We start from the raw sequence: 24,733 nt of genomic DNA, 5'->3' as shown, positions 1-24,733 counted from the left end.
AACTTAATTTAAATATTTTAAAAGACAATATATTTTTCCCCAACAATAAAAATATTGAATTTGAAAATATGATTATAAGAAGTATTACTTGTAAGATTATATTCATAAAATTGAATATTAAAAGATTAATGTGTGAAAGGATTTGGAAAATTAAGCTTTATATCTGCACCCAAACCTAGGCCATCTGCTACAGCTCCAGAAACACCTACAGAATAACTATCATTTTTAGGGTTGTAAAGATAAGAGGCACCACCTTTTGCACCTGCTGCGCCAATTGGGATAGAACCTGTTAGGTTAACTCCCCATCTGCCTCCAGGAGAAGTAGCGGTCCAATTTCCTTCAATTTCGGCTAATGCACCAAATGCACCAACATCTGCCGACCATCCATATTTATTTGATTGAAGGTTACCTCCAATAAACCCAGTTAGACCTCTTGCCGCTACATAGGTAGATAAAGTACTTGTTGTGAAACTTAATTTTGCTTCTGCAGCAGTCCCTTCTAAATAAGCTTGAATATTTGAATTACTACCGATTACGGATGGTAGAGAAAGGCCACCTTTTACATTCATTAGTTTTATATTAAGATTGGTATCTAAGCCTTCAAAATTGAAATTTTTCAAGCCTGCGTTATAATCAACTGCCGTGAAGTCAAATGATGAAGATGTAAATGATGAAACATTTCCATTCAGTTTGGAGAACCATTGGCCATAATACATATTATTCGTATAATTGTTACCTTCATTGTAAATTTTAGTTTCAGACCAATCTGATGCTCCGCCAGGTCCTAAAGTAACTTTTGAACTTCTAGAAGTTGTATACTCATTATGAGTATATCCATCAGTGAAATCACTATATCCCATAGATTTATAATTATCTTTCGTTACTTTGTCATTCCATTCCCATTGTTTTCCTCTTAGACCCCAACCATCGGGAGCTCTTCCATCAGGATCAGTAAACCTCATTGGATTATCAAATGCATAGTTATACGGAGACCATCTTCTCATCTTCTCTGCCAGTGGATCTATTACTCCCCATCTTCCGATGTCTGGCATATAATTTCTTGCGCCATAATCGTACATACCCGTTTCCTGAAGTTCTTTGCCATTATATTTGTAATTATTCTTAATTCCGTAGTCGGACAGATAGGAACTATTATTGTATCCTTCATGCTTTAATCCAAAAGGATAATAATTACTTTCTTCCATTAAAATATAGCCTCCACCATCGGCGCTGGCTATATTATATCTCACATTTCCCAGATGATCTTTAAGATTATAAATATACATTTCTCTGTCCATGCTGTAGAAACCTTCTGCAGTAGGAATAAATTTAAGCATATAACCACTGTCAAAGCCATTTTGAGCTGTATTTATTTTAGTATAGGTTCTTTCATATTGGAAACCGTCAAGATATTCAGTCTCTGAATAATCTGTACTGTAAGGGTTTACATTATCTACCCTCTTTGCATATTTGGATCCGTCAGACCTGTATTTATAGGTATGGAGAGTTCCTTCATTCATTCCTGGCGTAAAACCTCCCACTACCGAATTCACTATAATAGGAAGGTTAAGGTAATTATACTTAATTGCTTTTACCTGTTTGTCCATATGACTGGACATATTGCCATTAGCATTATAGTCGATGAGATTACCTCCTAAAGGATAACCGGAAGGGTTCATCTTTTGGTCGGTAATTTTGATCAGACGATTAGAATTCCCGCCAAGATCATATTCATATACAAGTTCATCAATCTGCAATGGAGTAGTCTGTCCGGGCGGAGGATTCTTGAAACGATTTAAGGTCTTAATATTACCATTTATATCATAAGTCATCGTCTCATCATAGTAATGGTTCTGACTGTTGGAAGTTATATTAGGAGTAAGGTAAATTCCCTGCGTTAAACGGTTTAGTCCATCATACTGATATGAATATCTGCGGTAATTTCCATCACCTAAAGCCGTTTTCCAGTCGATTTCTGAGATATTTCCATTATAACGTGCCACCCCATAATTGGTATCTTCGGGGTTTTGATATTTGATTTTCATGGCAAAAGTATTATCAGGTCCCAGATTGGAGGGATCATTGATAGAAGTCATCCAGCCATGAATGTTATAGGTGTAATTGATGGATTGAAGAGGATTACCATCATCATTCCGTCCTATTTTTTTGTTGATAACCTGCCCAATTTCATTATAAGTATTTAGGAGAATGGGCTCTTCAGGTTTGTTGTTTACCTGATGTTTTTGAGCTAAAAGCCTGTTCTGACTATCATAATCAAAGGTTTTTTTGATATGAGTTTCTGTATCATTGGTAGTACGTTTGTGGTAGGTATGAGCTTCTTTGACAAGTCCGCTGAAATCAAGCAAGGATTCGTTGCGGGTATACCCTCCAAGATGATTCATAGAATACGTTCCGATTAATCTCCCATTGGTATCGTATCTGTTAAAGCTTTTAGTCCAATTATCATCATCAATATTTTTGATAAAAGTTGCCAGAGGAAGACTTTTTGTACTGAGTGAAGAATTGGGATTATCTTGCAGAACATTTTGTCCAAGAATTTGTCCGGGAAGAATTGGAGCACCCAATGGATATCCATCATAATAATTGACACCCAATACGGTCATACTTCCAGTAGGAAAGGCATTCTTCGTGTAATAAATATCAATACCATTGATGTTAAATGGTGTTGTACTTCTGGATTCATTATTTCCGGGATTAGCGGCCATATTGTTGACTGCGGTTTGCATTGCTGCCCTTGTTGCTGTATTTGCAAAAAATCCAGTATATACAACTCTGCCGAACTGGTCATATTTAGTAAACATCCAGCCTTTTTTACTGAAATTGTTATTTAAGCTTCCCAGCATCGGGTCTTGTGTGAGTACAATCCTGTTTTGTTTATCATATACAATGAGTTCCCATTCATCTTTTCCAGGCAGCCTTTTTTCTACCAATCTGCCTTTATTATCATAACGATATTGATAGCAAAGTGCATTAAGTGTTGTAGCATCAGTATTTCCAGAAACAGAGGCCAAAGGTGGAATTACGAAAGCAAGTTGGCCATATTCATTATACACATAAAAGGTATCTGCATTTTCTGATGCACTGATAACCTTTCTGTTTAAAATGGTTCTTCCTTCTCCGTCTACAAAATCAATAACCTGGAAATTATCTTCATCAAATTTGATATTCTTATACAGCTGGTTATTTCCATGTTTTCCTGATATGCTTAATACAGAAATTGTAGACCCATTTACCCACGTTGTAGAGGTTGTGTATTTTCTTACTTCCCCATCGATATTTCTGTCGTATCCGAATTGTACAGGTTTGTTACTCCAGGCTGTCCCCACCTGTATTTGTTGTTGAATTTTATCCAGCGGAGAACTTTCCAACATTTTTTCAGAATAAATTTTCTCATTGCCGTATACATTAGGATCAGTCGCGTTTTCAAGAGGATTGGCATACATTGCACCATTTTGAGTCACTGTCTGAGGTACTGGTAAATATTCTTTCACCTGTCTCCCAAACTGATCATATTCTACATGAGTAACCATATCTCTGCCTTTAGGCGTTAATTTGACTCCAATAGTTTGCTTTACTCTTCCAATTCCATCAAAATATTTAATGTTTTGCATTGGCGGTTTAGCCAATGTATCGGAACCTTTTGAGATATAGTTTTTAGTGGATATATAATTTTCAGTTTGTGTTGGTCCTGTATTTTGAGCATAATAAAAATTACTCAAAACAATGGATATTAAAAATAATAGTTTATAATTTCTCATTTTAAAATACAAAATCAAATTTTAAAGGATTAGCAGAGTTGGTTCCAACGGATCCTGATAGCAATTTCACATAGATATTACCCGCAGTGTCAATTCTTATTGACCATGTTCTGTTGGCTGGTGTATTACCGAAAGAACCTCCTGGCGGCTCTACATAGTTGCTGATTGTTCTTTGTACAGAAGGTTTACAATTTCCGCCCATCTGCCCGATTTTAATTTCATTATTCCAATAGCTGGCATTAATAGGATAATTTCTGAAATTAACCTTTACTGCTATATTTCCATAGTAGGTATAAACATCTGTAGATAAGGCTACGAAGTTATTAGCCATTGTAAAAGGACAGCTTTCCTTAGGAAAACAGGTAGCATACATATTAGCTTCATTTTGCCCGTTGGCATTGGCATCATCAAGAGCCTTTTGATCTGCATCAGCTTGGCTTATGGTTGAAAAGAACTTGTTATCAGGTATCATATAGCTATATGGCCCTCCTTCAAAGTTTGCTCCGCAATTTGTCCTGTAAAATGTTTTTAAAAGAGAGGTGTTATAATATCTCTTAGGAGAAAGATTATAATCATATACCTTTACGGGATTTCCATCATTATCAAGTATTTTCTTTGGACGGTTTAGTGCATCATACTTGTAGAATTCCTTTTTTCCGTTTGGAGTAGTAGATGTTTTAATTCCAATGAGAGGATCATAAACATACGTTGAAATTTGAAAATCTTTGAGTTCGGTTTTTAGTCTGAAATTATCAAGAGCTGTGACTAGATTAGATTCAGCAGATTCACTGGTATCTAAATCAGATTTTTTTACAATATCTAACTGCAGGTATGAAATACTGCTGGCAGGATCCAGATTATATATCTGCATTACCTGTGAATAGGTGACCCCTATAATTTCTGCGATGGGCAAGGACTGTTTATATCCATACAGTATCGTAGTGGGTATGCCGTTGGCATTTTTGAATTGTATTAAATTTCCTAAATTATCATATAGTTGATAGTTTACTGTTTCTTCCACAGCAGCTGATGAAGGAGTATCTAACGTAAAATTAGAATCAAGCAGCGATTGCCTTTGCTTGCTGATTTTTAGAATATTGTTTGTAGTAATGTCTTTTGAGTACACACTTTCTGTAAGTGTAACTTTGTTATTGTTATTCATCACACTTTTAATGATAGGGGTGATAATGCCATTATCTGCCATATATTTATAGATGGAAAATTTCCCTCCTACCTGATCATTATCCGGTGGGCAGTTTCCGGAAATACAAGAAGAATTGTTTCTTACTAAATCTTGTGGATAAAGAGTTCTGCTGATGATTTTCCCATTGTAAACGGGTTGAATCCAAGGTAATGGCCATTCATATGGAAGAAACTCAATAGTCTCTACCGGGTTGGGATGCCAGTATAAATATGAGTTTGTGTATTTAATGTATTTCTGGCTGTCTACAAGTTTACTGCCGACATAATTTCCATTTATGGTTTGCGCAGGAATCTGTTCAGTCGTTTTTATTGAGATTGGCAGGTATGGTAGCATCGGCTGATACTGATAATATCCTATATATTCCAATTGTGAAGGATTTGAAGAATTGGGTGCCCATACACTGGCTTTAGCTTCTACGTAATATTTATCATCGGATATTTTGCAGGTGGTACATGTGTTGGAGATCTCGTTAACCGGATTTACATTATTTAAGAAATTGGTATACTTAATGGTTTGTGTTGATACTGCAAACATATTGGCATCATGTTTAGCCATCTTATATAGTTTTCCCCTCTCATTATTTTTATTTATTTTCAAAGGCAATTTTGACTGGACAATCTGAGCTGCATTAGGTAATCCATTGCTGCTGTATACTTTATTTGCCAGAGAATCAGGATTGGAAACAAGATCTGTAAAATAAAATACATTTCTTTCCTTTCCGGTGATTTCTTCTGTAACCTGACTATATCTTACATGATCATCATAATATCCACGACTTTTACTTACAAGCGTAGGAGCTCCCTCACCAAACCAATTGAAATTCTCTACAAAGGAACTTGTCTGATCTTTATAGGTTAATATACCTGAAGATTTACCGGCATCATTTAAATATTCGTATTTTTTTACGCCAATGGCCTGGTTCATGTTGTCATATGTAATAACTGTCTTCAGCCTCTGTCCATCTATGCGGGATTCTTTATCTACCAAAGAATTTCCTTCTGAACCAAGGCTGGTGCGTAGGAAATAGTTCATTTTAGAAACATCATTCTGCTCATAGACGAACTCTTCCTTTCCTCTTGTCGGATAAATTATACTTTTTAACATTCCTCCAAATCCGGCATAATACTGAATTCCCGATGGATCTGTTTGATATCCGTTACTTCCGTCATAATAATTGAAACTATAAGTTTCATTATTGTTAATGATTGATTCAAGAGATTTCCCTGTATAATTGAAATCAATTTTTTTTACATTTTTCTTAAAACTTTTTAATTCGATATTTTTCAGAAAAGGTTTTGTAAATGTATTGCCCGCCTGAATATAATCGAATGTTAAAGAACCATAATCAGACACTCGGATTGAATCTAAAATAGCTAGTTTTTGGTAAATGTTTACATTAGTAGAAGACATCGTTGAAGATGTATCATATGGACCGTTGTTGGTAGAAGAGCTGCTATTGTTATTGAAGTCATTTCCGTTTCCGTTTCCTAAGAATATATTATTATTTAATAAGACAGAATTGGAAGGAATTCCGGATGGATAATCACCTTTTAAATATTCACCTCCATTAGTAAACGGGTCTAAAATGCTTTTATTACTGTTTTTATAAAAAGCCTCTATAATTCTTCCGTTGGGAAGCTTAACCTTCTTTAAATATAATGCTGAAATGTAGTTGACTTGTCTGTTGGTATAAAAATCAGTTACATAAGTGAAAAAACCATCATCTCTCCACGAATTATAAGTATATTTTGATTTGCTATAGTATACATCACTTGAATTGTAATCTCCTCCAAAATAGAATTCATTACCCTTATCATCTTTCATGACAATTTCGGGGAAACTATTGATCGGTTGGAAAATGTTATGACACTTTTCACCATTATAAGATGCTGTTAAGTTTCCATTTTCAGAATATACAAGAAATTTTCCTACATTATCAAAAACCATGTATCCGCTATACCCCATAAAGTCGAAGTAGAATGTATTCGGCTCATAGGTGTAGAACGATGTATTGGTATTCGGATTGGTAAGAAGCTGTTTTTTTGATACAGTTCCAGGCCCTGAAACAAGACAGTTATTTTTGGATGCTGAATAGAATCCTGAACTCATATTGGCTCCTAAAAATCTTGGTTCATGAAGATCTCCTGGTTTTTTATAAGCTACGGTGATTTTACCGAACATATTGTAATTCCAATTAAATCCCACCATTCCTGGTTCTGTTTTAGGTATTTCCTGAAGGTAATCTACGCTTCCTTGAAGAAACAGATTACCCAGATCAATATTGTATAGCGGAATAGAAAGATTAAGTTTTCCTACATTATAGTTGTTTGAGACATTTACCTTTTTACCCAGGCTATAATCTTCTAAGGTCTTACCCTGTGCATGTATTATTTGACATAATATCATAAAGATACCTGTCAAATAAAATCTAAATTTATTCATTAGTTATTATTTTTTAATCAGCTTAGCATTTGCTGTTTTATTTGTATCCGTTTTGATGGTGATAAGATAGGCCCCTTGTATTAAAGCCTGTGTATTGATCTTGGTGACTTTGTTCTTTGTTTTTATACTCTGAATCTGTCTTCCGCTCATATCATATAACATAATATCAGCATCTTTAAAATCAAATCCGATTTCTACATAAGCATAATCAGATACAGGATTCGGATAGATTTTGATATCATATTTCTCTATCAGTTGACCAACCTGTTTGTCTCCTAGTTTCACAATTTTCCAGTTCTCTTCTCCTAGCTTTGTTGCGCTGGTTCCAGCCAAAATAATAGAGCCATCTCTATTCAATTTTAAATCTGAAAGTCTTTCTTCTTTTTGTCTGGATTCCCCAGTGACATGTTTTCTCCACTGTTCATTACCATTCAAGTCTAGATACATTATCCAGAAGGTTTCGTCATCCTTTTCTACTCTTTTTTCAGCCTGAGTGTAACCACCCAACAGAACTCCTTTTGAAGACTTATCATCAGCTGAATGAAGGACGCTTAGTCCCATCAGAATATCTCTGTTTTTGAAGTTGTAAGACTTTTGCCACTGTTCATCACCTCTTTCATTCAAGGAGATCAACCAAAGATCTGTTCCTTCTTCTATGCCTACCGTTTTATTTCCTGATCTTTCCGATCTGGATTCACCACCAATGATATAACCACTTGAAGTTAAAGCCAGAGCTCTGATATGATCATCTTCTTTTCCACCAAAATTCTTTTCCCATTCTACTTTGCCGTTTTTATCCAGCTTTACAATCCAGTAGTCACCCTCTCCGGAATTTTCAGATTGTTTTAAATAATGAGTAATGGGTAATGAAGATTGAGTACCAGACTTTGGATCATTAGTAGAGGTATTGCTCTTTGATGATTGTTTATTACTTGTGGCAGTTGTTCCACTTCTTGAGTAAATTCCCAGTAATGCTCCTCCATCCTTTGTTGGAGTCATTTTTTCGATTTCGTCCAGACCTCTTCCTCCTAAAATTAACTGAGAAAGCTCCTTTCCGTTTTTGTCTAATCTTGTGATGAAGACATCCTTGGAACCGTACCCTTTTGAATAGTTTTGAATGTTTCCAGCGATAAAAAAACCTAGATCTGTAGTTTGAATCACCGACCTAGCTTCTTCATCTGAAGAGCTTCCCAATGTTTTTTGCCATAATTCATCTCCGAATTCATTGATTCTGATTAACCAGATATCAGCCCCTCCCTTAGAATCGTCTTTTTTGTCTAAACCTTTTCCAGAATAAGATGTTCCTGCTAATAAAAATCCACCATCTTGAGTAGTGACTGTAGCTGATAAATAATCATGGTTTTGTCCGGAAAAATATTTTTCCCAGACTTCTTCTCCCTGCTGATTCAGTTTTACAAGGTGAAAATCATAACCGTTGTTTTGTTTTTGAAGATTGGCTGCTTGTGATTGGCTTTTAACCTGAATGCTGCTTCCAGTGATAAGGTATTGCTGATCAATTGTTGTAGTGACCTGACTTAGAAAATCCTGGGTAGAGGATTTGATGTCTTTTTGCCACAACACTTCTTGGGCAGATGTACTCAGAACAGCGCATAAGGTTAGCGCACTGAGATAGAACTTTTTCATTCCCGCGTTATTGTTTTTGAGTTAGTATTAGTTTTTATAAACCTCCGCGAATTTAACTGTTTTTAACAAGGTTTAAAGCTCTTATTATTGCGGATTAACATGAGTTTTGTCACCTTTTAGTGTCTTGTTTTTTCGCCGAATTTGTTTTTAAAAATGTTCTGGAGAATGAAGGAATATTGTATTTTTAATGAGGCAATCACAAAAGTTGGAGAGAAAAACTTTTGTGGCTAATTTGTTTTAATTAATAGTAAAAGTGAAGAAGAATAGATAGTGTACAACAAACAAAAACCATCCTTAAAAAAGGATGGTTTGTAGACCCACAGGGATTCGAACCCCGACTGACGGTACCAAAAACCGGAGTGCTACCGTTACACTATAGGTCTGTTTCTATGCTGCGAAATTATAGAATTTATTTTAAATATGAAAATCAAAATTAAAGATTAATTAACATAATAGAGGAGTAATTGCTTTACTTATTGATTGCCAAATCATTATTTTTTTGATAAAAAAATTAAAAAACATACTTTCATGGTAAAATAGCAGAGTTGTGGATATTGTTTATCAAATTTTAATTTAAAATATTCTCATAGATTATCCCTTGTATAGTTGCTTTGAGAGTCTTTTCACAGCTAATGTTCTTAAAACTATAGTTAAATAATAAAATCTTATCTTTGCAAAAAATTGGGCTCCAAAAGTTGGAGTAACCCATTAATAACATATCCTGAGCATAGCAAAAGGATTATTAAACATTTTTTATGTCAAATATTGTAGCAATCGTTGGGCGTCCCAACGTAGGAAAATCCACGCTTTTTAACCGTTTATTAGAAAGAAGAGAAGCCATTGTAGATTCTACAGCCGGTGTTACCAGAGACCGTCACTACGGAAAATCTGACTGGAATGGAGTAGACTTTACTGTAATTGATACAGGAGGTTATGATGTAGGTACAGATGATATCTTCGAAGAAGAAATCCGTAAGCAGGTACAATTAGCGATTGATGAAGCAACTTCTATTATCTTTATGATGAATGTGGAAGAAGGGCTTACTGATACAGATTACGAAATTTACAGACTTCTTAGAAGATCCAACAAACCGATTTATATCGTTATTAACAAAGTAGATTCTTCTAAAGAAGAACTTCCAGCAACAGAATTTTATCAGCTAGGAATAGATAAATATTATACACTTTCTTCTGCTACCGGTTCAGGAACAGGAGATCTGTTAGATGATATTGTTAAAGATTTCCCGACTACAGAATACAAAGACCCTTTTGAAGGATTGCCTAAAATTACGATTGCAGGTCGCCCTAACGTAGGGAAATCAACCATGACCAATGCTTTATTGGATGTTGAAAGAAATATTGTAACCGATATTGCAGGAACTACAAGAGACAGTATCCAGACTTTATACAATAAATTCGGGCATGAGTTTGTATTGGTAGATACAGCAGGGATGAGAAGAAAGTCTAAAGTAAATGAAGACTTAGAATTCTATTCTGTAATGAGATCTATCCGTTCTATCGAATATTCTGACGTAGTTATCATTATGGTGGATGCTACACAAGGATGGGAGTCTCAGGATATGAACATCTTCGGATTGGCTCAGAAAAACAGAAAAGGAATTGTAATCCTTGTTAATAAATGGGATTTGATCGAAGACAAGCAGACCAATACGATACGTGATTTCGAAAAATCAATCAAAGATAAAATCGGTCAGTTCCAGGATATTCCAATCTTGTTCGTTTCAGCTTTAACGAAGCAGAGAATCTTAAAAGCTGTAGAACTGGCAATGGAGGTGTATGAAGACCGTAAGAAGAAGATCAAAACTTCAAAATTGAATGAAGTAATGCTTCCGATCTTCGAACAGACACCACCACCAGCATTGAAAGGAAAATATATTAAAATCAAATATTGCGTTCAGCTTCCTACGCCGTCACCGCAGTTTGTATTTTTCTGTAACCTTCCTCAGTATGTGAAGGAACCGTATAAAAGATTTACTGAAAATCAGCTGAGAAAAGAATTCGGGTTTACCGGAGTTCCGATTGAAGTATATTTCAGACAAAAATAATAAGAACAATGTTCACAAAGAAATCCGGTAAGCTTGCTTACCGGATTTCTTATTTTACCCTAACTTTATAGGAGAATAATTTCTTTTCTAGTTTACATCCATTTTTCATAGACCAATCTTACAGGCTGGTAACCTTGGGAAGAAAGCCAGCTTTGCATCGTATCATTGGTACAAAGCGTATAACGGTATATTTTCCGGATTTTATAGCCTTCATATTCTTTTTCAAATGCTTTATTGAGAGCAGAGTAGATTCCCTGCTTCCTAAACTCTTTTTTCACATATCCTTCAGAAACATATAAATTATCTCCCTCTCCAAGTTCGAAATTACTGTCGTCTCTCTCTTCAATATATCCAAAAAGAAAGCCTATAGCTTTTCCATCAATTTCTGCAATAAGAAAAGTGCCCTCATTTTCTTCCTCACATTCTGACATAAAACGGAGATAACTTTCCCGGATCTGGTTCCAGTCGGCAGTTTTATCATTCATTGTTTTTTCCGAGAGATGAAGCTCTCCTACCAATTCATCTACAATAGGAAGGTTTTCATTGATTTTTATTTTTCTGATGAAATAATTCATAATGATGTTTTTTTATTTGTTGGAAGCTGGAAGAGGGGAGTTGGAGGTTTCTATTGTGCAATAATATAATCCTTGTTATTGATATGTAAAACAATTTTAATTGGAAAGATATGTATTCCTTTTCTGAATTTTAATCACTTCCATCATCCGCCCTCCATCTTCCTGCATAATTACTTTCCTCTCAACGGACTTCCATACCACGATGTGTTATCGGAAAGAACTTCTCCTTTCATAACCAGAGAAAGAGGATCTATGTTGACATTATTTCCAATCTCACTATCATATAAAATAATTGTTCTTGAATTGATCGTTGTCTGGCTTCCAACTTTTACACTCCCTATTTTCATGATTCTGTCTTCAAAAAGATGGGTTTGAGGACCGCAGTCTTCGTTCAGCATTGTTTCATCTCCGATAGATACCATATCAAATTCTGTAATGTCAGTCGTATTAAGCCATACTCTTTTCCCGATTTTTACTCCAAGAAACCTCATAAAGAATGGCAGCCAGAATGTACCCCGCAGAAAATCAAGAAAAAACTGTACAGGAAGTGCCTCATAAATGGTAGTGATTCCTTCGCTCAACCAAACTTTCATACTGTACATAGGCATTTCGGTTTTCTTATACTTTCCGACCAATACCCACTTCAGCAATACCGTGAAGAAAAATGAAGGTAGCGCAACAATACCCAAATAATAAAACGGAGCCAGTAAAAGAAGATAATGAATTTTCCCTTCCAGATAAGTACTGGTATACGCAATGAATAATACACTGCAAATGATGACCACAGTTTGTGGAAGAATAATCCTGATTCCTTCTACAATAGCCCTTGCAAGCTTTAGGCGGAATGGTGGATTGTAAGTGAGATTATCCTGGAAGACCTCAGACTTTTGTCGGGAAGGAAGACCTATCGGAGGAGATCCGAACCAGTCTTTCTCAGTAGAATTTCTCAGCTGTTCTTCAGAAGGAGCTTTACTCAGAACGCCAATCAGCATATTATTTCCAAGCTCATATCCCTGCGGAATCAATCCGCTGTTTCCTACAAAGCTGTTGCTTCCTATGGTTGTTTTTGATAAAATTAATTTTTCATTTCTTACATCATGTTCTCCAAGAATCACAGCATCTGCAATAAAGGAACCTTCTCCAATTTCTAGAAGATGGTGAGAAACATCGCTGGCAGTCGATATTTCTGCATTTTTCCCTACTTTGGCGCCCATCATTCTGTAAAATTTACTGATATAAATGGAGGCAAAAAGTGGATGTACTATAATAAGAGACAGGTTGAAAATCTGATCCTTTATCCATTTTTTATAATACATAAAACTGTACACGGGGTAGATTCCCGGTTTCATATTGAATTGTAAAATTCTGGTCAGTATACTGACCACTCCAATAAACAATAAAATATACACGGTAGAAAGTATCGGAGCCTGCCATAAATAATAAAAATTATAATCGGCTGAACGGTCATCCAGATAATATAAGGTATAAAGAGTAGGAGCTAAAGGCAAAACAATAAGAAGAGGAAAGAAAAATAGCGAGCATGCATACATCAATGCAAACCGATTTCTCTTTCTTGCTGATGCCAGTTTTGGAACTTCAACTTCTTCACCTGATTTCACTCTTACTTTTTCAGCAGGACTCCCGTTCCAGACTTCTCCAAATCCAATTCTTCCACCTTCATTAAGGCAGCTTAAATCCTGAAGCTCTCCAAATTCCTCAATAACGGTATCTCCACACACAATAACAGAAGAACCAAGGTAAGCATGCGCTTTAATATGTACTTTTCTTATTCTTAGAATACCATTTTCAACAGAAGCATTATCAATACTACAGCCGGAGCTGGTATTCACATTTTCATCGATCGTTACAAGATCTTCTGCGGAGATAGGAAGCAGGCTCAATTGGGCACTTGGATGTACTTTTACACCCAGTAACTTTAAGTATTTCGGATATAAAGGAGTTTCTACAATAAATTCAGAAGGCATTAGTCTTTTAATTGTTTTCCATAGCCACCATCTGAAATAATACCAGCCCCAAAGCGGATAATCTCCTTCTTTTATTTTTCCTATCACCAGCCATTTGGTAAGAACGATAATGATGGAATATACTGGTGGAATCAACGTATACAGTAAAAAGGCACTCAATAAAGCATAATGCAGCCCATATCCATTAATCTGAAAATAATAATAACTTAAATAAGGGAAAAAGATCTGAATACTTAATAAGGCGAATACAACCAGTAAGCTGATCGTCTGGGCAATATTACAGGCAATATACTGAAACGTTGAAACCCTGTGAAAAGGCTCCTGATGAGATGCAGCCTGAGCATGTTTGTTTTTGAGACATTCAGAATAAGCGGACAAAGGGCGGTTCTCATAGATTTCCTTTAATGAAGCTGTAGGAATTCCCGCCTTTTGACGAAGGTGGGAAACTAAGGTAGCTGCCAGCAGGGAATGTCCACCCAGATCAGTAAAAAAATCCTGACTCAGGTTAATTTCTTTTCCTGGGAATACCCATTTCAGAGTTTGAATAAGCCTTTCCTCTACAGGAGCTTCAGAATCAATGTTGATGTCTTCGTTTTTCTCATGACTGGTGAAACTTTCGGGGATAGGAAGTCGTTTTCTGTCGATTTTACCACTGGGCATTCTCGGCATTTCTTTTAGCAGAACAATAGAAATCGGAACCATATAAGGAGCCAGGAACTTGGCAAGTTCTTTCCGCATTTCATTTTCATCAAAAGAAGACTCATTGTTCATCACAGCGTATCCCACAAGCTGTCCCTGTTCATTGGAATCTTCTTTTACAGCTACGGCAGCGGAAGAAACATCACGAAGCTGGTTCAGCCGGGATTCTATTTCACCAAGCTCAATTCTGTAGCCTCGTAATTTGATCTGATCATCTATTCTTCCCTGGAAATCGATGAAGCCATCTTCGCGTATAATAACAGCATCTCCGGTTTTGTAAATTTTGTCTCCCGGAAGTTCTTCCGGAAATGGATTAGATAAAAATTTCTGTTCGGTGAGTTCAGGAAGATTAAAATAACCATTACTTACCCCGGGGCCGGAAATAACCATTTCGCCGCGCTCACCACGCGCCACGATATTCATATTTTCGTCAATCACGGCAACATGATAATTGGGAAGAGGCGGTCCTATTGTCAACTCTTGTTGACGATTCAGTTGAGCCATGTTGGAGGAAACCGTTGTTTCCGTAGGCCCATAGCTATTGATAAATGCTCTGTAAGATTTAGCCCATTTTTCCTGTACCTGTTTTGTACAGGCTTCACCTCCCGTATTGATCAGTCTGATGGCAGGAACTTCATCAATAATGGCTAAAATACTTGGAACTGCATGAAGCACCGTGATTTTATTTTGGGTTAAAATATCGCTGAGCTCATCTATCGCTTTTACAGTAGTGGCATCAGCAATCCATATAGTAGCCCCAGCAAAGAGGCTGATCCATACTTCCTCGCACCACATATCAAAAGATACGGAGAACCCCTGATACACAATATCTGTATCGTTTATTCCTATAAAATCCTGTTCAGAACGGATCAGATGACAGATATTCCGGTGCGAAATGGGAATTCCTTTAGGATTTCCGGTACTTCCGGAAGTGAATAATACATAGGCCCAATTGTCCGGGGTGTAATCCGAAACAGTTAAAGGAACAGGGTTGGGAGGCTGAGGAATAATTTCTAAAGGCTTACAGTGAATATGAGCATCAGTATCAGAAAAATAAGTCTTAACATTGATGTCTGTAAAAACTTTTTTTATTCTATCCTCTGGCATTTCCCGGTCTAAAGGAATGTATGAGGCACCAGCTTTCAAAATTCCAAGTATAGCTACAGGAAGTTCAAGACTTCTGGGATACCATACTCCTACACGATCACCGGGTTGTACTCCCTGATCTTGCAGCTGAAGGGCTATTGCATTGCTCCAGCTGTCTAGTTCAGCATAGGATAATTTTTTATCTTTAAATATAAAGGCTGTTTTATCTTTATATTTTTTAAAGGTGGGAACCAATAATTCAGGCAGAGTTTCTTCTTTGATAAACTCTGGGCTGATCTTTCCTAAAATAAGGCTTTTCATCATTTAAAAATTACAATATAATATGGAGGGAATATTTTGATAAATATACTTGATTTCTCCTCAGGCTCAATCTTTCAATTCGTTTTTTAGTTGTAATTTTGCAAGAATTAATATCAATTAACTGAAATTAAAAAAAAATAAAATTTTCATGCTTACTATTTTATCGCAAAACTTTTCTCTTGTCAACGAATGGATCAACGAACTTCGAAACGTTGATATTCAGCATGACCGAATGAGATTCAGAAGGAATATGGAAAGAATCGGAGAGATTGCCGCTTTTGAAATCAGTAAAGGACTGGAGTATAAAGATGTTGAAATTCAAACGCCCTTAGATACAATAAAAAGCAGAGAAATTGCTGTACAGCCGGTTATTACAACTATTTTGCGAGCAGGGGTGCCGTTGTTTGAAGGGATACTGAACTATCTGGACAGAGCAGACTGTGGTTTTGTAGCAGCGTACAGAAAACATGATGCTAACGATTATTTCTCAATCAAACAGGATTATCTTACGTGCCCAAGTATCGAAGGGAGACCTTTGATCGTAGCAGATCCTATGTTGGCAACTGGTGCTTCTTTAATTGAAGCGATTAAAGATTTGCTGACCAATGGAAATCCAACTCAGCTTCATATTGTGGCAGCCATTGCATCAAGACAAGGGGTTGAAACTATTCAGAATGCCTATCCTGAAGCTCACATCTGGGTAGGAGCTATCGACGAGCAATTAACGTCCAAAGGTTATATTACACCTGGACTGGGAGATGCCGGAGATCTTAGCTACGGAGAAAAACTTCAAAGATAATTTAAGAAAGATTCCAGAAATCTTTTATTAAGTTCAAAAATAAATTAGGTCGTACTTTATCCATGGGATGCTTTGTATCCGGAAGTACGGCCAATTTTGCATTAGGAAGACTTTTGTAAACTCTTGTACTTTCTTCTATAGTTACCATATTATCTTTGTCCCCTACCATGATTTGAACAGGAACATTAATAGCCGTGAGGTTATTTTCTAAAGGAGGGTTTTTACCTAAATCAATCATTAAATCAGCAATAGCCGGAAGAAGTTGCTTCCATTTTGATCCATGTTGAGATTCTAAAAGTTGAGCATACTGCGGAATTTTTTCAAGAATAACATCAGGATTAAGCATCTTGCTTTCTTTTAAAGCCTGTTCTTCAGTCCAGTCAAACTTGGTTCCCAGTGTTACAACAGAATTTACATTTTCAGGCATTTTCATAGCATAGCAAAGCGCAGCATAACCTCCCATACTGTGTCCGAAGATGGAAACATCTGTCAAATTATTCGCTTCACAATATTCAGATAATTCCTGAGTATACTTTTCAATATTTATGCCTTCTGCAGGAATTTCCACATTTCCGTGTCCTGAAAATAAAGGAGTATGTACAGTAAAATATTGTGACAGTGTGCTTAGATAAGGCGTGAAAATATCGCTGTGACCTAGAGCTCCGTGTAGTAAAATCAGATTGGGCATAGTGGTTTAGTTTCCGGAAAATTAGGAAAAAGAATTGAATAGGGAAAATAGATTGGATATGAGTGTAAGAGTGTGGGAGGGTTTGAGAGTCTGAGGGTTCTAGAGTTTGAGAATGTTTTTGAATACAATCCCACCACGAACCACGAAACCCATACCCCGTGGCATCTCGCACTTCACATCATACATCCAGCGCCATTACCAACACACTTACCTTATTATTGCCTGCATTTAAAATCTCCCATGCAATAGATGAAACCGTATTTCCTGTGGTAAAAACATCATCAATCAAAAGAATATGCTTTTCGGTAACAGGCTGAGTAACGGAAAATGTATTGACAGCTTCCAGTCTGTGTTTCTTATCCTTTAATGCTTGTGCCTTTGAATAATGGTTTCTCTTGATTAAGTGATGATCAAAAGGGATTTTATAAAATTCAGATAGAATCTCTGTGAATAGATGAAGCTGATTGTAGCCCCGTTCTTTCAATTTCCTGGGATGAAGGGGCACACTTACCAGAAGGTCAGGCTTTTCGTTCTTAAAATCTAACCGTTCAGTAGTCCACTCTGCAAGAATCTTTCCTATTTTTTTCCGGCTTCTGTATTTCAGTTCATGAATCATCTTCCGGCTTAGGCTTTCCTCTTCAAACTGTATTAAAGCAAAGGTATTCTGAACAGGGAAAAGTAGTCTGCATTTTTCTTTAATCGGATTATTTTCAAAATAATCATAATGTGTAAAATGAATCTGGCTAAAACAAAGATCACATACCAAAAGTTCAGAACCGATGATTGTGTTGCAGTGAACACAACGATTGGGAAATAATAAATCTAATATCATGAATGTGTTTTTACTAAGATATAAAAATAATTGTCAATTTTTGCTTCGCAAAGCCAATAGGTAAGTTATAGATTAAAAAATAACCAATAGATTATTTACAACCCCGAATCACATATCCCGAAACATGCATAAGTTCACAAGCGAAGCAGATTGACAATTCACCATTCACTTTTAAAGACCTTCAAACCTCTTCCTGATCTTCTCAACAGAACTTTTCATACTTAGGTTAAAATGTTCCTTTTCCAGCCTTACCGGTGGTGCTTGTCTTACTTCACAATCAGCAATACTGCAGGATTCACAGGTAACTCCTACGTTAATGGTTTTTAAAGAAGGAGATTTTATAAAACTTATTTTCTTGATCGTTTGTGAATTCAGCAAAATACCAAGACAGTAGCTTCTGTTGCTTCCATCCGAAAAAGGGTTTTTCTGTGAAGTGGAGATCACAAGATAGCTTATTCCCTGATCTTTGTAATGCGAAATCTGAGCATCCGTAAGGGTTTCATTTTCTTTTAAATAATCAATATTTTTTACTGCAATCCATCTTCTGCAGTAATGTTCGTTGGTTGCGTTGGCATGAGGAGCCTGCTGATGGTTCAGATGCAGTTCTTTTAAAATCTGGATTTTATCTGAGTTTTTCTTTTTTACCAGGCATAAATAAAACAAATCTTTAATTCCCATTTCAGCCGAAAGAATATTGGTAAGCCGGTAATAAAAAGTTTCAGGGGAATGGGTAAAGCTGTTGATAAGATTTTCGAAGTTTGCTGGTTCCCATGTATTTTGCTGAAAAAATTCTGAAGCTTTTTCAATGACGGGTTCTTTTGAAATTAATAAAGCACCCGCAAAATACGAAGCATAAAAGTTATTCAGAATCTCTTCAAAACTTCCAAAGTCTAGCCATGAGTAGGTATTGGGACGGATTTTTAATTCCAGTACATTGAATCCGATTTCTTTAGCGAGAATAAAAGTTTTCTGATCTTTTTCTAATTTTTGATTCAGCAGTAATAATTTTTTCTCAGGAATAAAAAGGGAACGAAGATTATCCAGAGTCCCATATTTTTCAAAATCTTCAGATTGAATGGTGTAGCTGAACTTTTCTGTAAGAATCTTTTCTAGAATGTCAGACTTTAAATTTTTTCCGATTTGTAACTGATTTTCTTTGGTGAACAGAGTCACTTTTTCTTCAATTTCAGGGAAATAATTGTCATACAATTCCTGGAATGATCTTAATACCGCAAAATAAAACCTTTCCTTTCCAAGATTATAATTCTGGGAGATTTCGATCAGCGCATTGATGAAAGCGGTTACCTTTTTGGGAGCATCACTGATAATGCTGATGAGGTTGTTCTTATTAATCCCAAAAAGCTCCAGCGGAACTTCTTTGAAGAAATCCGACTGTAGTATTTCATTAAAAGGAGCAAGACTTTTATCAAGCTTAGTAGAAACAAGATCGTCAAAAGTACAGTTCAGAGCTTCAGAAAGCTGAATGATCTTATCATGCTTGGGATATTTTTTTCCGTTCTCAATTTCATTAAGGTAAGATTTTGACAAACCTGTCTTTACGGCAAGATCCTGCAGAGACCAGTTTTTCTTTTGTCTCTGCTGTTTCAGTTTTAGTCCGAAAACTGTTTTGATAAAGTCACTTTCTGAATTCATTACTCAAATATAAATAATTAGATGCGATTATTCGCATAATAAATTTTAAATAAATTTAGCGAACGTTCGCTATTTTATGAAAGTTTTTATATATGTTTGTACTATCAAATCACAAAATCAATATGTTATGGAAACCAAGACTCAAATGAAAATAAAGGCACAGAAACAGTTTGAAGCAGTTTTTACTCCAGACTTGGTAGATTTTCTGATTGCCCTTCATCAGAATTTCAATCATCAAAGACTTGAACTTTTAGAAGAAAGAAAAAAAATACAGCAGAAATTTGATGCAGGAAATCTTCCTGAGTTTTTGAAAGAAACTGAAGCGGTCCGAAATGGAAATTGGATATGCGCACCGCTGCCTGAAGATTTGCTGGATAGGAGAGTGGAAATTACCGGACCTGTTGACCGTAAAATGATTATCAATGCTTTGAATTCAGGAGCTTCTACATTCATGGCAGACTTTGAAGACAGCAGTTCGCCGGTATGGGAAAACTGTATTGAGGGACAAATTAATCTTTCTGATGCGATTAACCGGACTATTGACTTTGTCAACGAAAAAGGAAAAACTTATACGCTTAATAATAAGACGGCCGTTTTGCAGATTCGGCCAAGGGGCCTGCATCTTCCGGAAAAACATGTAGAAATCAATGGAGAAAAATCTTCCGGCTCGTTGATTGATTTTGGAATTTATTTCTTCAGAAATGCAAAGCAGCTTTTAGAAAAAGGGAGTGGTCCCTATTTTTACCTTCCGAAACTCGAACATTTTAAAGAAGCCCGCTGGTGGAATGAAGTTTTTGTTTTTGCCCAAAACTATCTGGGGATTCAGGAAGGAACCATTAAGGCTACTGTTTTAATAGAAACCATTACGGCTTCATTTCAAATTGATGAAATTTTATTTGAATTAAAAGAACATAGTGCCGGACTCAACTGTGGCAGATGGGATTATATTTTTTCCTACATCAAAAAATTCAGAAATCTCACGGAATTTATCGTTCCGGACAGAGATCAGGTAACGATGACATCCCCTTTTATGAGTGCTTATTCAAAAAGAGTCATCGAAATATGTCATAAAAGAAATGTACATGCTATCGGTGGAATGGCCGCTCAAATCCCGGTAAAAGATGATGAAGAGGCCAATAACAAAGCTTTTGAAAAAGTACGAAATGATAAAGAACGTGAAGTAAAAAACGGTCATGACGGAACCTGGGTGGCACATCCTGCATTAGTAGCTGTGGCTAAAGAAGTTTTTGACGAGTACATGCCTTTAAAAAATCAAATTGATAAAAAATTCGAATATCATATAAAGGAAAGTGACCTGCTGGAAATTCCAAAAGGAGATATTACCGAAAAAGGAGTCAGAAAAAACATCAATGTAGGAATCCTTTACCTTGAAAGCTGGCTGATGGGAACTGGTGCTGCCGCCATTTATAATCTGATGGAAGATGCCGCTACTGCAGAGATCTCAAGAACACAGATCTGGCAATGGCTGAAAAATGAAGCAGTGCTAAGTGATGACAGAACATTAACCCGCAATATGATTTTGCAGTGGGAAAAAGAAGAAATGGACAATATTGAAACATATGTAGGAGAAGCCCGCTTCAAAAACGGAAAATTTAACCTTGCCAAAGAACTTTTCAATGAATTGATTTTCTCTGTAAACTTTGAAGAATTTCTAACCCTTAAAGCCTATCCTTTTATTTAGGTTGAGAGTGAGAGAATGGGAGAGTGGGAGTGTCTGAAAGGTTAAACCTCACATCCCGTACTCTAATCTCAAGTCTCATACCCCGAAACCCTAATCTAACAAAATCCAAATATTATGAAAACAAGACAAGAACAAATCCAGGCTATAGAGCAAGATTGGCTGACAAACCCACGCTGGAATGGTATTAAAAGACCATATGCAGCAGAAGAAGTTTTAAAACTTCGTGGTTCGTATACAATAGAGTATACCATTGCTACAGAAATGTCCAAAAAATTCTGGGATAAATTAAATAACCAGGATTATGTAGCAGGCCTTGGTGCACTCACAGGCAATCAGGCGGTGCAGGAGGTAGATGCCGGACTGGAAGCTATTTATCTTTCAGGATGGCAGGTGGCTGCAGATGCTAACTTATCAGGAGAAATGTACCCGGATCAGTCGTTGTATCCTGCCAATTCAGTGCCTTCTGTGGTAAAGAAAATTAATAATGCTTTACTGAGAGCAGATCAGGTACAGTCTGTAAGCGGAGCTGGGAATAAAGAATATCTGGTGCCAATTATTGCAGATGCAGAAGCAGGTTTTGGAGGTAATCTGAATGCTTTTGAACTGATGAAGCAAATGATTGAAGCAGGAGCAGCTGCTGTACACTTTGAAGATCAGCTTTCTTCTGCAAAAAAGTGTGGACATCTAGGTGGAAAAGTATTGGTACCAACGCAGGAAGCTATTAATAAATTGATTGCAGCACGTCTGGCCGCCGATGTATTGGGTGTTCCGAGTCTTATTATTGCAAGAACAGATGCAGATGCTGCAGACCTTCTGACATCAGATATTGATGATCGGGATAAGAAGTTTGTAACAGGAGAACGAACTGCTGAAGGATTTTATGTGGTAAGAAACGGTGTAGAACAGGGAATTGACAGAGGTTTGTCGTATGCACCATATGCAGACCTGATCTGGATGGAAACCTCAAATCCTGATCTGGAACAGGCAAGAAAATTTGCAGAAGGAATTCATGCAAAATTCCCTGGTAAAATGCTTGCGTATAACTGTTCCCCTTCATTCAACTGGGCAGCGAGGCTGAGCGTAGAGGAAATGTCTACTTTCAGAGAAGAGCTGGCTAAAATGGGATATAAATTCCAGTTTATTACGCTGGCAGGATTCCATGCTTTGAATACAGCGATGTTTGAATTGGCTTTAGCCTATAAAGAAAGAGGAATGGCAGGATATTCAGAACTGCAGGAGCGTGAGTTTGCTTTACAGCAAAAAGGATTCCGGGCGGTGAAGCACCAGTCTTTTGTAGGAACGGGATATTTTGATGAAATACAGAATATTGTTACCAATGGTTCTTCAGCCACTGTAGCGATGAAAGATTCTACAGAAACTGCACAATTCCATTAGTCATTTTTTTCCTATTTTTTTGATGTTAATTAAAACCCTTTCTTAATTTTTTTGAGAAAGGGTTTAATGATAAAGAAGGTTATTTTGTTTAGTCAGATAATTCATTCTATTTAAGATAGATTGTCTATTGAGTAGCTTTTACTTCTTTCCAATAAACTGCTCGACAAAACTCCATAAACAGCAATATTATGAACAGAAAGCTCACGAACAATTTCAGGAATTGCCTGATAATTAATTTTACAAGTTATTCCGAATTCCTGTTCCAGCATAAATGTGTCCTCACCCTCAATTTGCAGAATAATTTTTCTCAGTTTACTTATTTCAGAAGGATATACTTCAAAATAAACAAAATATTTTGAATCAGAATATTCCAATGGGGTGCCTGTATTTTGTTTTTCCATAAGTTGATATAGTACCAATCAAATATATGCAGAGTTTTCAACTTATATAGTAGAAGTATTCTGCTTATGATAAATATCTTGCTGCTGCTGTATCGATGGGGGATTCTACAGAAACTGCACAATTCCATTAGTTATTTTTCTATATTTTTTTGATGTTAAACCTTCTCTTTTATGGGGAGATTGTTCTTTGTTTAAAACTGTTTTTAATTCATTTAAACTTCAAAACAATAAGGAATAAATATCACATCATAAGTAATTGAAATTTGAATTATATTTGGGGACGGAAAAATATTATTAAACATGAATTTAATTAAAGTACTTTTTATTACATTAGGATTAACACTTACTGCAAATATCGCAAATGCTCAACAGAAGGTTGGAAGTGTAAACACAGAGGAGGTTTTTGCAAGTTTATCTGAAGTGAAAACTATAGGAACTACCATTGATAATCTGACTAAGAGCAAGCAGACAGAGATTGAGAAGCTGATTAATGATTATCAGACCAAGCTGAAAACGGCTCAGGATAAAGAAAAAACACTGAGTGAAGCCAACAAAGAAGCTGTAACTAAAGAACTGATTGCAGCGCAAACAGAATTACAGGCTTTAGGTAAAAAAATAGAAGAAACCAGAGCACAGGCTGCTAAAGATATTTCTGCTAAACAAAATGAATTGCTTAGCCCGCTGCAGAAGAAAGTAAGAGATGCTATTTATGCTGTAGCAAAAGAAAGAAGCCTGAGCTATGTATTTGATACAGCAGCACAGGAATCTAATAATCTTCTTTACACTGACGGAAGTGAGGATATCACAAGTATTGTGAAAACTAAATTAGGAGGAACAACAACAGCTGCTAAACCTGCTGGAAAATCTAAATAAGAATTTCAATATACTAAATATTGTAAACGGAATCAGATCTCTGATTCCGTTTTTTTATGCAATAAAATGGAGGATTTGTTTCTACAGGAGTAAGAGAATTTTATTTTAAAATGATAAATTTGAGTAAACTTTCAGGAGAATGAATTTAATGTACGAAAAACAGATAAAAGTAACAGAAGAGCATATAGATCAGAACAATCATGTGAATAATGTACAATATGTACATTGGGTGGAAGAAATAGCAGCAGAACATTGGGATCTTCTAAAACATCAAACTGAATTTGTGAATGATGCGTGGATGCTTCTGGATCACCATATACAATACAAAAAACAGGTTTATCTGAATGATATCATCACGGTAAGAACCTATCCCATGAATCCTGAAGGAGCCAAACAGCCAAGAAAAGTAGAATTCTACTGCAATGATGAACTGGTGGTAGACTCAAGCACCCTTTGGATTCTGTTTGATCCGGAAACCAAGAAGATTAAACGCCTGGAGAGCGACTGGCTGGAGAAATTTTTTTAAACAGAAATAGTTGAATATTAATCTAGGAAAATGGAATTTGAGTATAATAAAAATAAAATCTTG

At 36.2% G+C, this 24,733-nt stretch carries 15 protein-coding genes and 1 tRNA gene; 6 read left to right on the top strand and 10 right to left on the bottom strand.

Translation table 11 applies throughout. From position 1 onward, the window contains the following. Positions 1-125: 125 nt before the first annotated feature. The 4 genes from AC07UM_RS07650 to AC07UM_RS07635 form a co-directional block, all read right to left on the bottom strand. The gene (locus AC07UM_RS07650; RefSeq protein WP_494681931.1) at positions 126-3,740 is read right to left on the bottom strand and encodes a DUF6443 domain-containing protein; all 3,615 of its coding nucleotides are present in this window, start codon (positions 3,738-3,740) and stop codon (positions 126-128) included. A 40-nt stretch (positions 3,741-3,780) separates the two neighbouring features. Then, entirely contained in the window at positions 3,781-7,425 is a 3,645-nt protein-coding gene (locus AC07UM_RS07645; protein WP_494681930.1) for a DUF5977 domain-containing protein, read from the bottom strand. Between the two features lie 6 nt (positions 7,426-7,431). Continuing rightward, on the bottom strand, positions 7,432-9,069 hold the full coding sequence (locus AC07UM_RS07640; protein ID WP_494681929.1) for a T9SS type A sorting domain-containing protein: 1,638 nt from the start codon (positions 9,067-9,069) through the stop codon (positions 7,432-7,434). A 312-nt stretch (positions 9,070-9,381) separates the two neighbouring features. Further along, positions 9,382-9,452, bottom strand: a tRNA-Gln gene (locus AC07UM_RS07635). A 372-nt stretch (positions 9,453-9,824) separates the two neighbouring features. Between AC07UM_RS07635 and der the strand changes: the two genes are divergently transcribed. Further along, complete coding sequence (gene der, locus AC07UM_RS07630) at positions 9,825-11,135, top strand: ribosome biogenesis GTPase Der (RefSeq protein ID WP_103234439.1); 1,311 nt, start codon at positions 9,825-9,827, stop codon at positions 11,133-11,135. A 92-nt stretch (positions 11,136-11,227) separates the two neighbouring features. On the opposite strand, the gene AC07UM_RS07625 is transcribed toward der, so the two are convergent. Next, positions 11,228-11,710, bottom strand: coding sequence for a GNAT family N-acetyltransferase (locus tag AC07UM_RS07625; protein WP_494681928.1), 483 nt, complete (start codon positions 11,708-11,710; stop codon positions 11,228-11,230). Between the two features lie 170 nt (positions 11,711-11,880). After that, on the bottom strand, positions 11,881-15,804 hold the full coding sequence (locus AC07UM_RS07620) for a Pls/PosA family non-ribosomal peptide synthetase (protein WP_494685253.1): 3,924 nt from the start codon (positions 15,802-15,804) through the stop codon (positions 11,881-11,883). Positions 15,805-15,949: 145 nt separating this feature from the next. On the opposite strand from AC07UM_RS07620, the gene upp reads away from it, so the two are divergent. Beyond that, entirely contained in the window at positions 15,950-16,600 is a 651-nt protein-coding gene (upp, locus tag AC07UM_RS07615) for a uracil phosphoribosyltransferase (RefSeq protein WP_103234442.1), read from the top strand. Between the two features lies 1 nt (position 16,601). On the opposite strand, the gene AC07UM_RS07610 is transcribed toward upp, so the two are convergent. From AC07UM_RS07610 to AC07UM_RS07600, 3 genes are all read right to left on the bottom strand, one after another. Then, positions 16,602-17,288, bottom strand: a complete 687-nt coding sequence (locus tag AC07UM_RS07610) for an alpha/beta fold hydrolase (protein WP_494681926.1) — start codon at positions 17,286-17,288, stop codon at positions 16,602-16,604. A 178-nt stretch (positions 17,289-17,466) separates the two neighbouring features. Next, positions 17,467-18,120: a ComF family protein gene (locus AC07UM_RS07605; RefSeq protein ID WP_494681925.1), complete on the bottom strand. Its 654-nt coding sequence runs from the start codon at positions 18,118-18,120 to the stop codon at positions 17,467-17,469. Between the two features lie 171 nt (positions 18,121-18,291). Continuing rightward, positions 18,292-19,773, bottom strand: a complete 1,482-nt coding sequence (locus AC07UM_RS07600) for a helix-turn-helix domain-containing protein (protein WP_494681924.1) — start codon at positions 19,771-19,773, stop codon at positions 18,292-18,294. Positions 19,774-19,900: 127 nt separating this feature from the next. Here AC07UM_RS07600 and aceB point away from each other — a divergent pair, with 127 nt between their 5' ends. Together aceB and aceA are read left to right on the top strand one after the other, a co-directional pair. Further along, the gene (gene aceB / locus AC07UM_RS07595) at positions 19,901-21,475 is read left to right on the top strand and encodes a malate synthase A (RefSeq protein WP_494681923.1); all 1,575 of its coding nucleotides are present in this window, start codon (positions 19,901-19,903) and stop codon (positions 21,473-21,475) included. Between the two features lie 114 nt (positions 21,476-21,589). After that, a complete protein-coding gene (gene aceA, locus AC07UM_RS07590; RefSeq protein ID WP_494681922.1) occupies positions 21,590-22,870 on the top strand; it encodes an isocitrate lyase in 1,281 nt (426 codons plus the stop codon). A gap of 110 nt (positions 22,871-22,980) precedes the next feature. Here the strand turns inward: aceA and AC07UM_RS07585 are convergent, their stop codons facing one another. After that, positions 22,981-23,271 (bottom strand): hypothetical protein, encoded by a 291-nt coding sequence (locus tag AC07UM_RS07585; protein WP_494681921.1) that lies wholly within the window; start codon positions 23,269-23,271, stop codon positions 22,981-22,983. Positions 23,272-23,571: 300 nt separating this feature from the next. On the opposite strand from AC07UM_RS07585, the gene AC07UM_RS07580 reads away from it, so the two are divergent. Together AC07UM_RS07580 and AC07UM_RS07575 are read left to right on the top strand one after the other, a co-directional pair. Further along, positions 23,572-24,144, top strand: a complete 573-nt coding sequence (locus AC07UM_RS07580; protein WP_124534611.1) for an OmpH/Skp family outer membrane protein — start codon at positions 23,572-23,574, stop codon at positions 24,142-24,144. Between the two features lie 139 nt (positions 24,145-24,283). Then, positions 24,284-24,670 (top strand): acyl-CoA thioesterase, encoded by a 387-nt coding sequence (locus AC07UM_RS07575; RefSeq protein WP_494681920.1) that lies wholly within the window; start codon positions 24,284-24,286, stop codon positions 24,668-24,670. The last annotated feature ends 63 nt before the right edge of the window (positions 24,671-24,733 follow it).

It is taken from the genome of Chryseobacterium sp. GW821-FHT04C04 (assembly GCF_059420365.1).
Note: the sequence above shows the minus strand (reverse complement) of the source record. Positions and strands in the feature narration are given on the sequence as shown.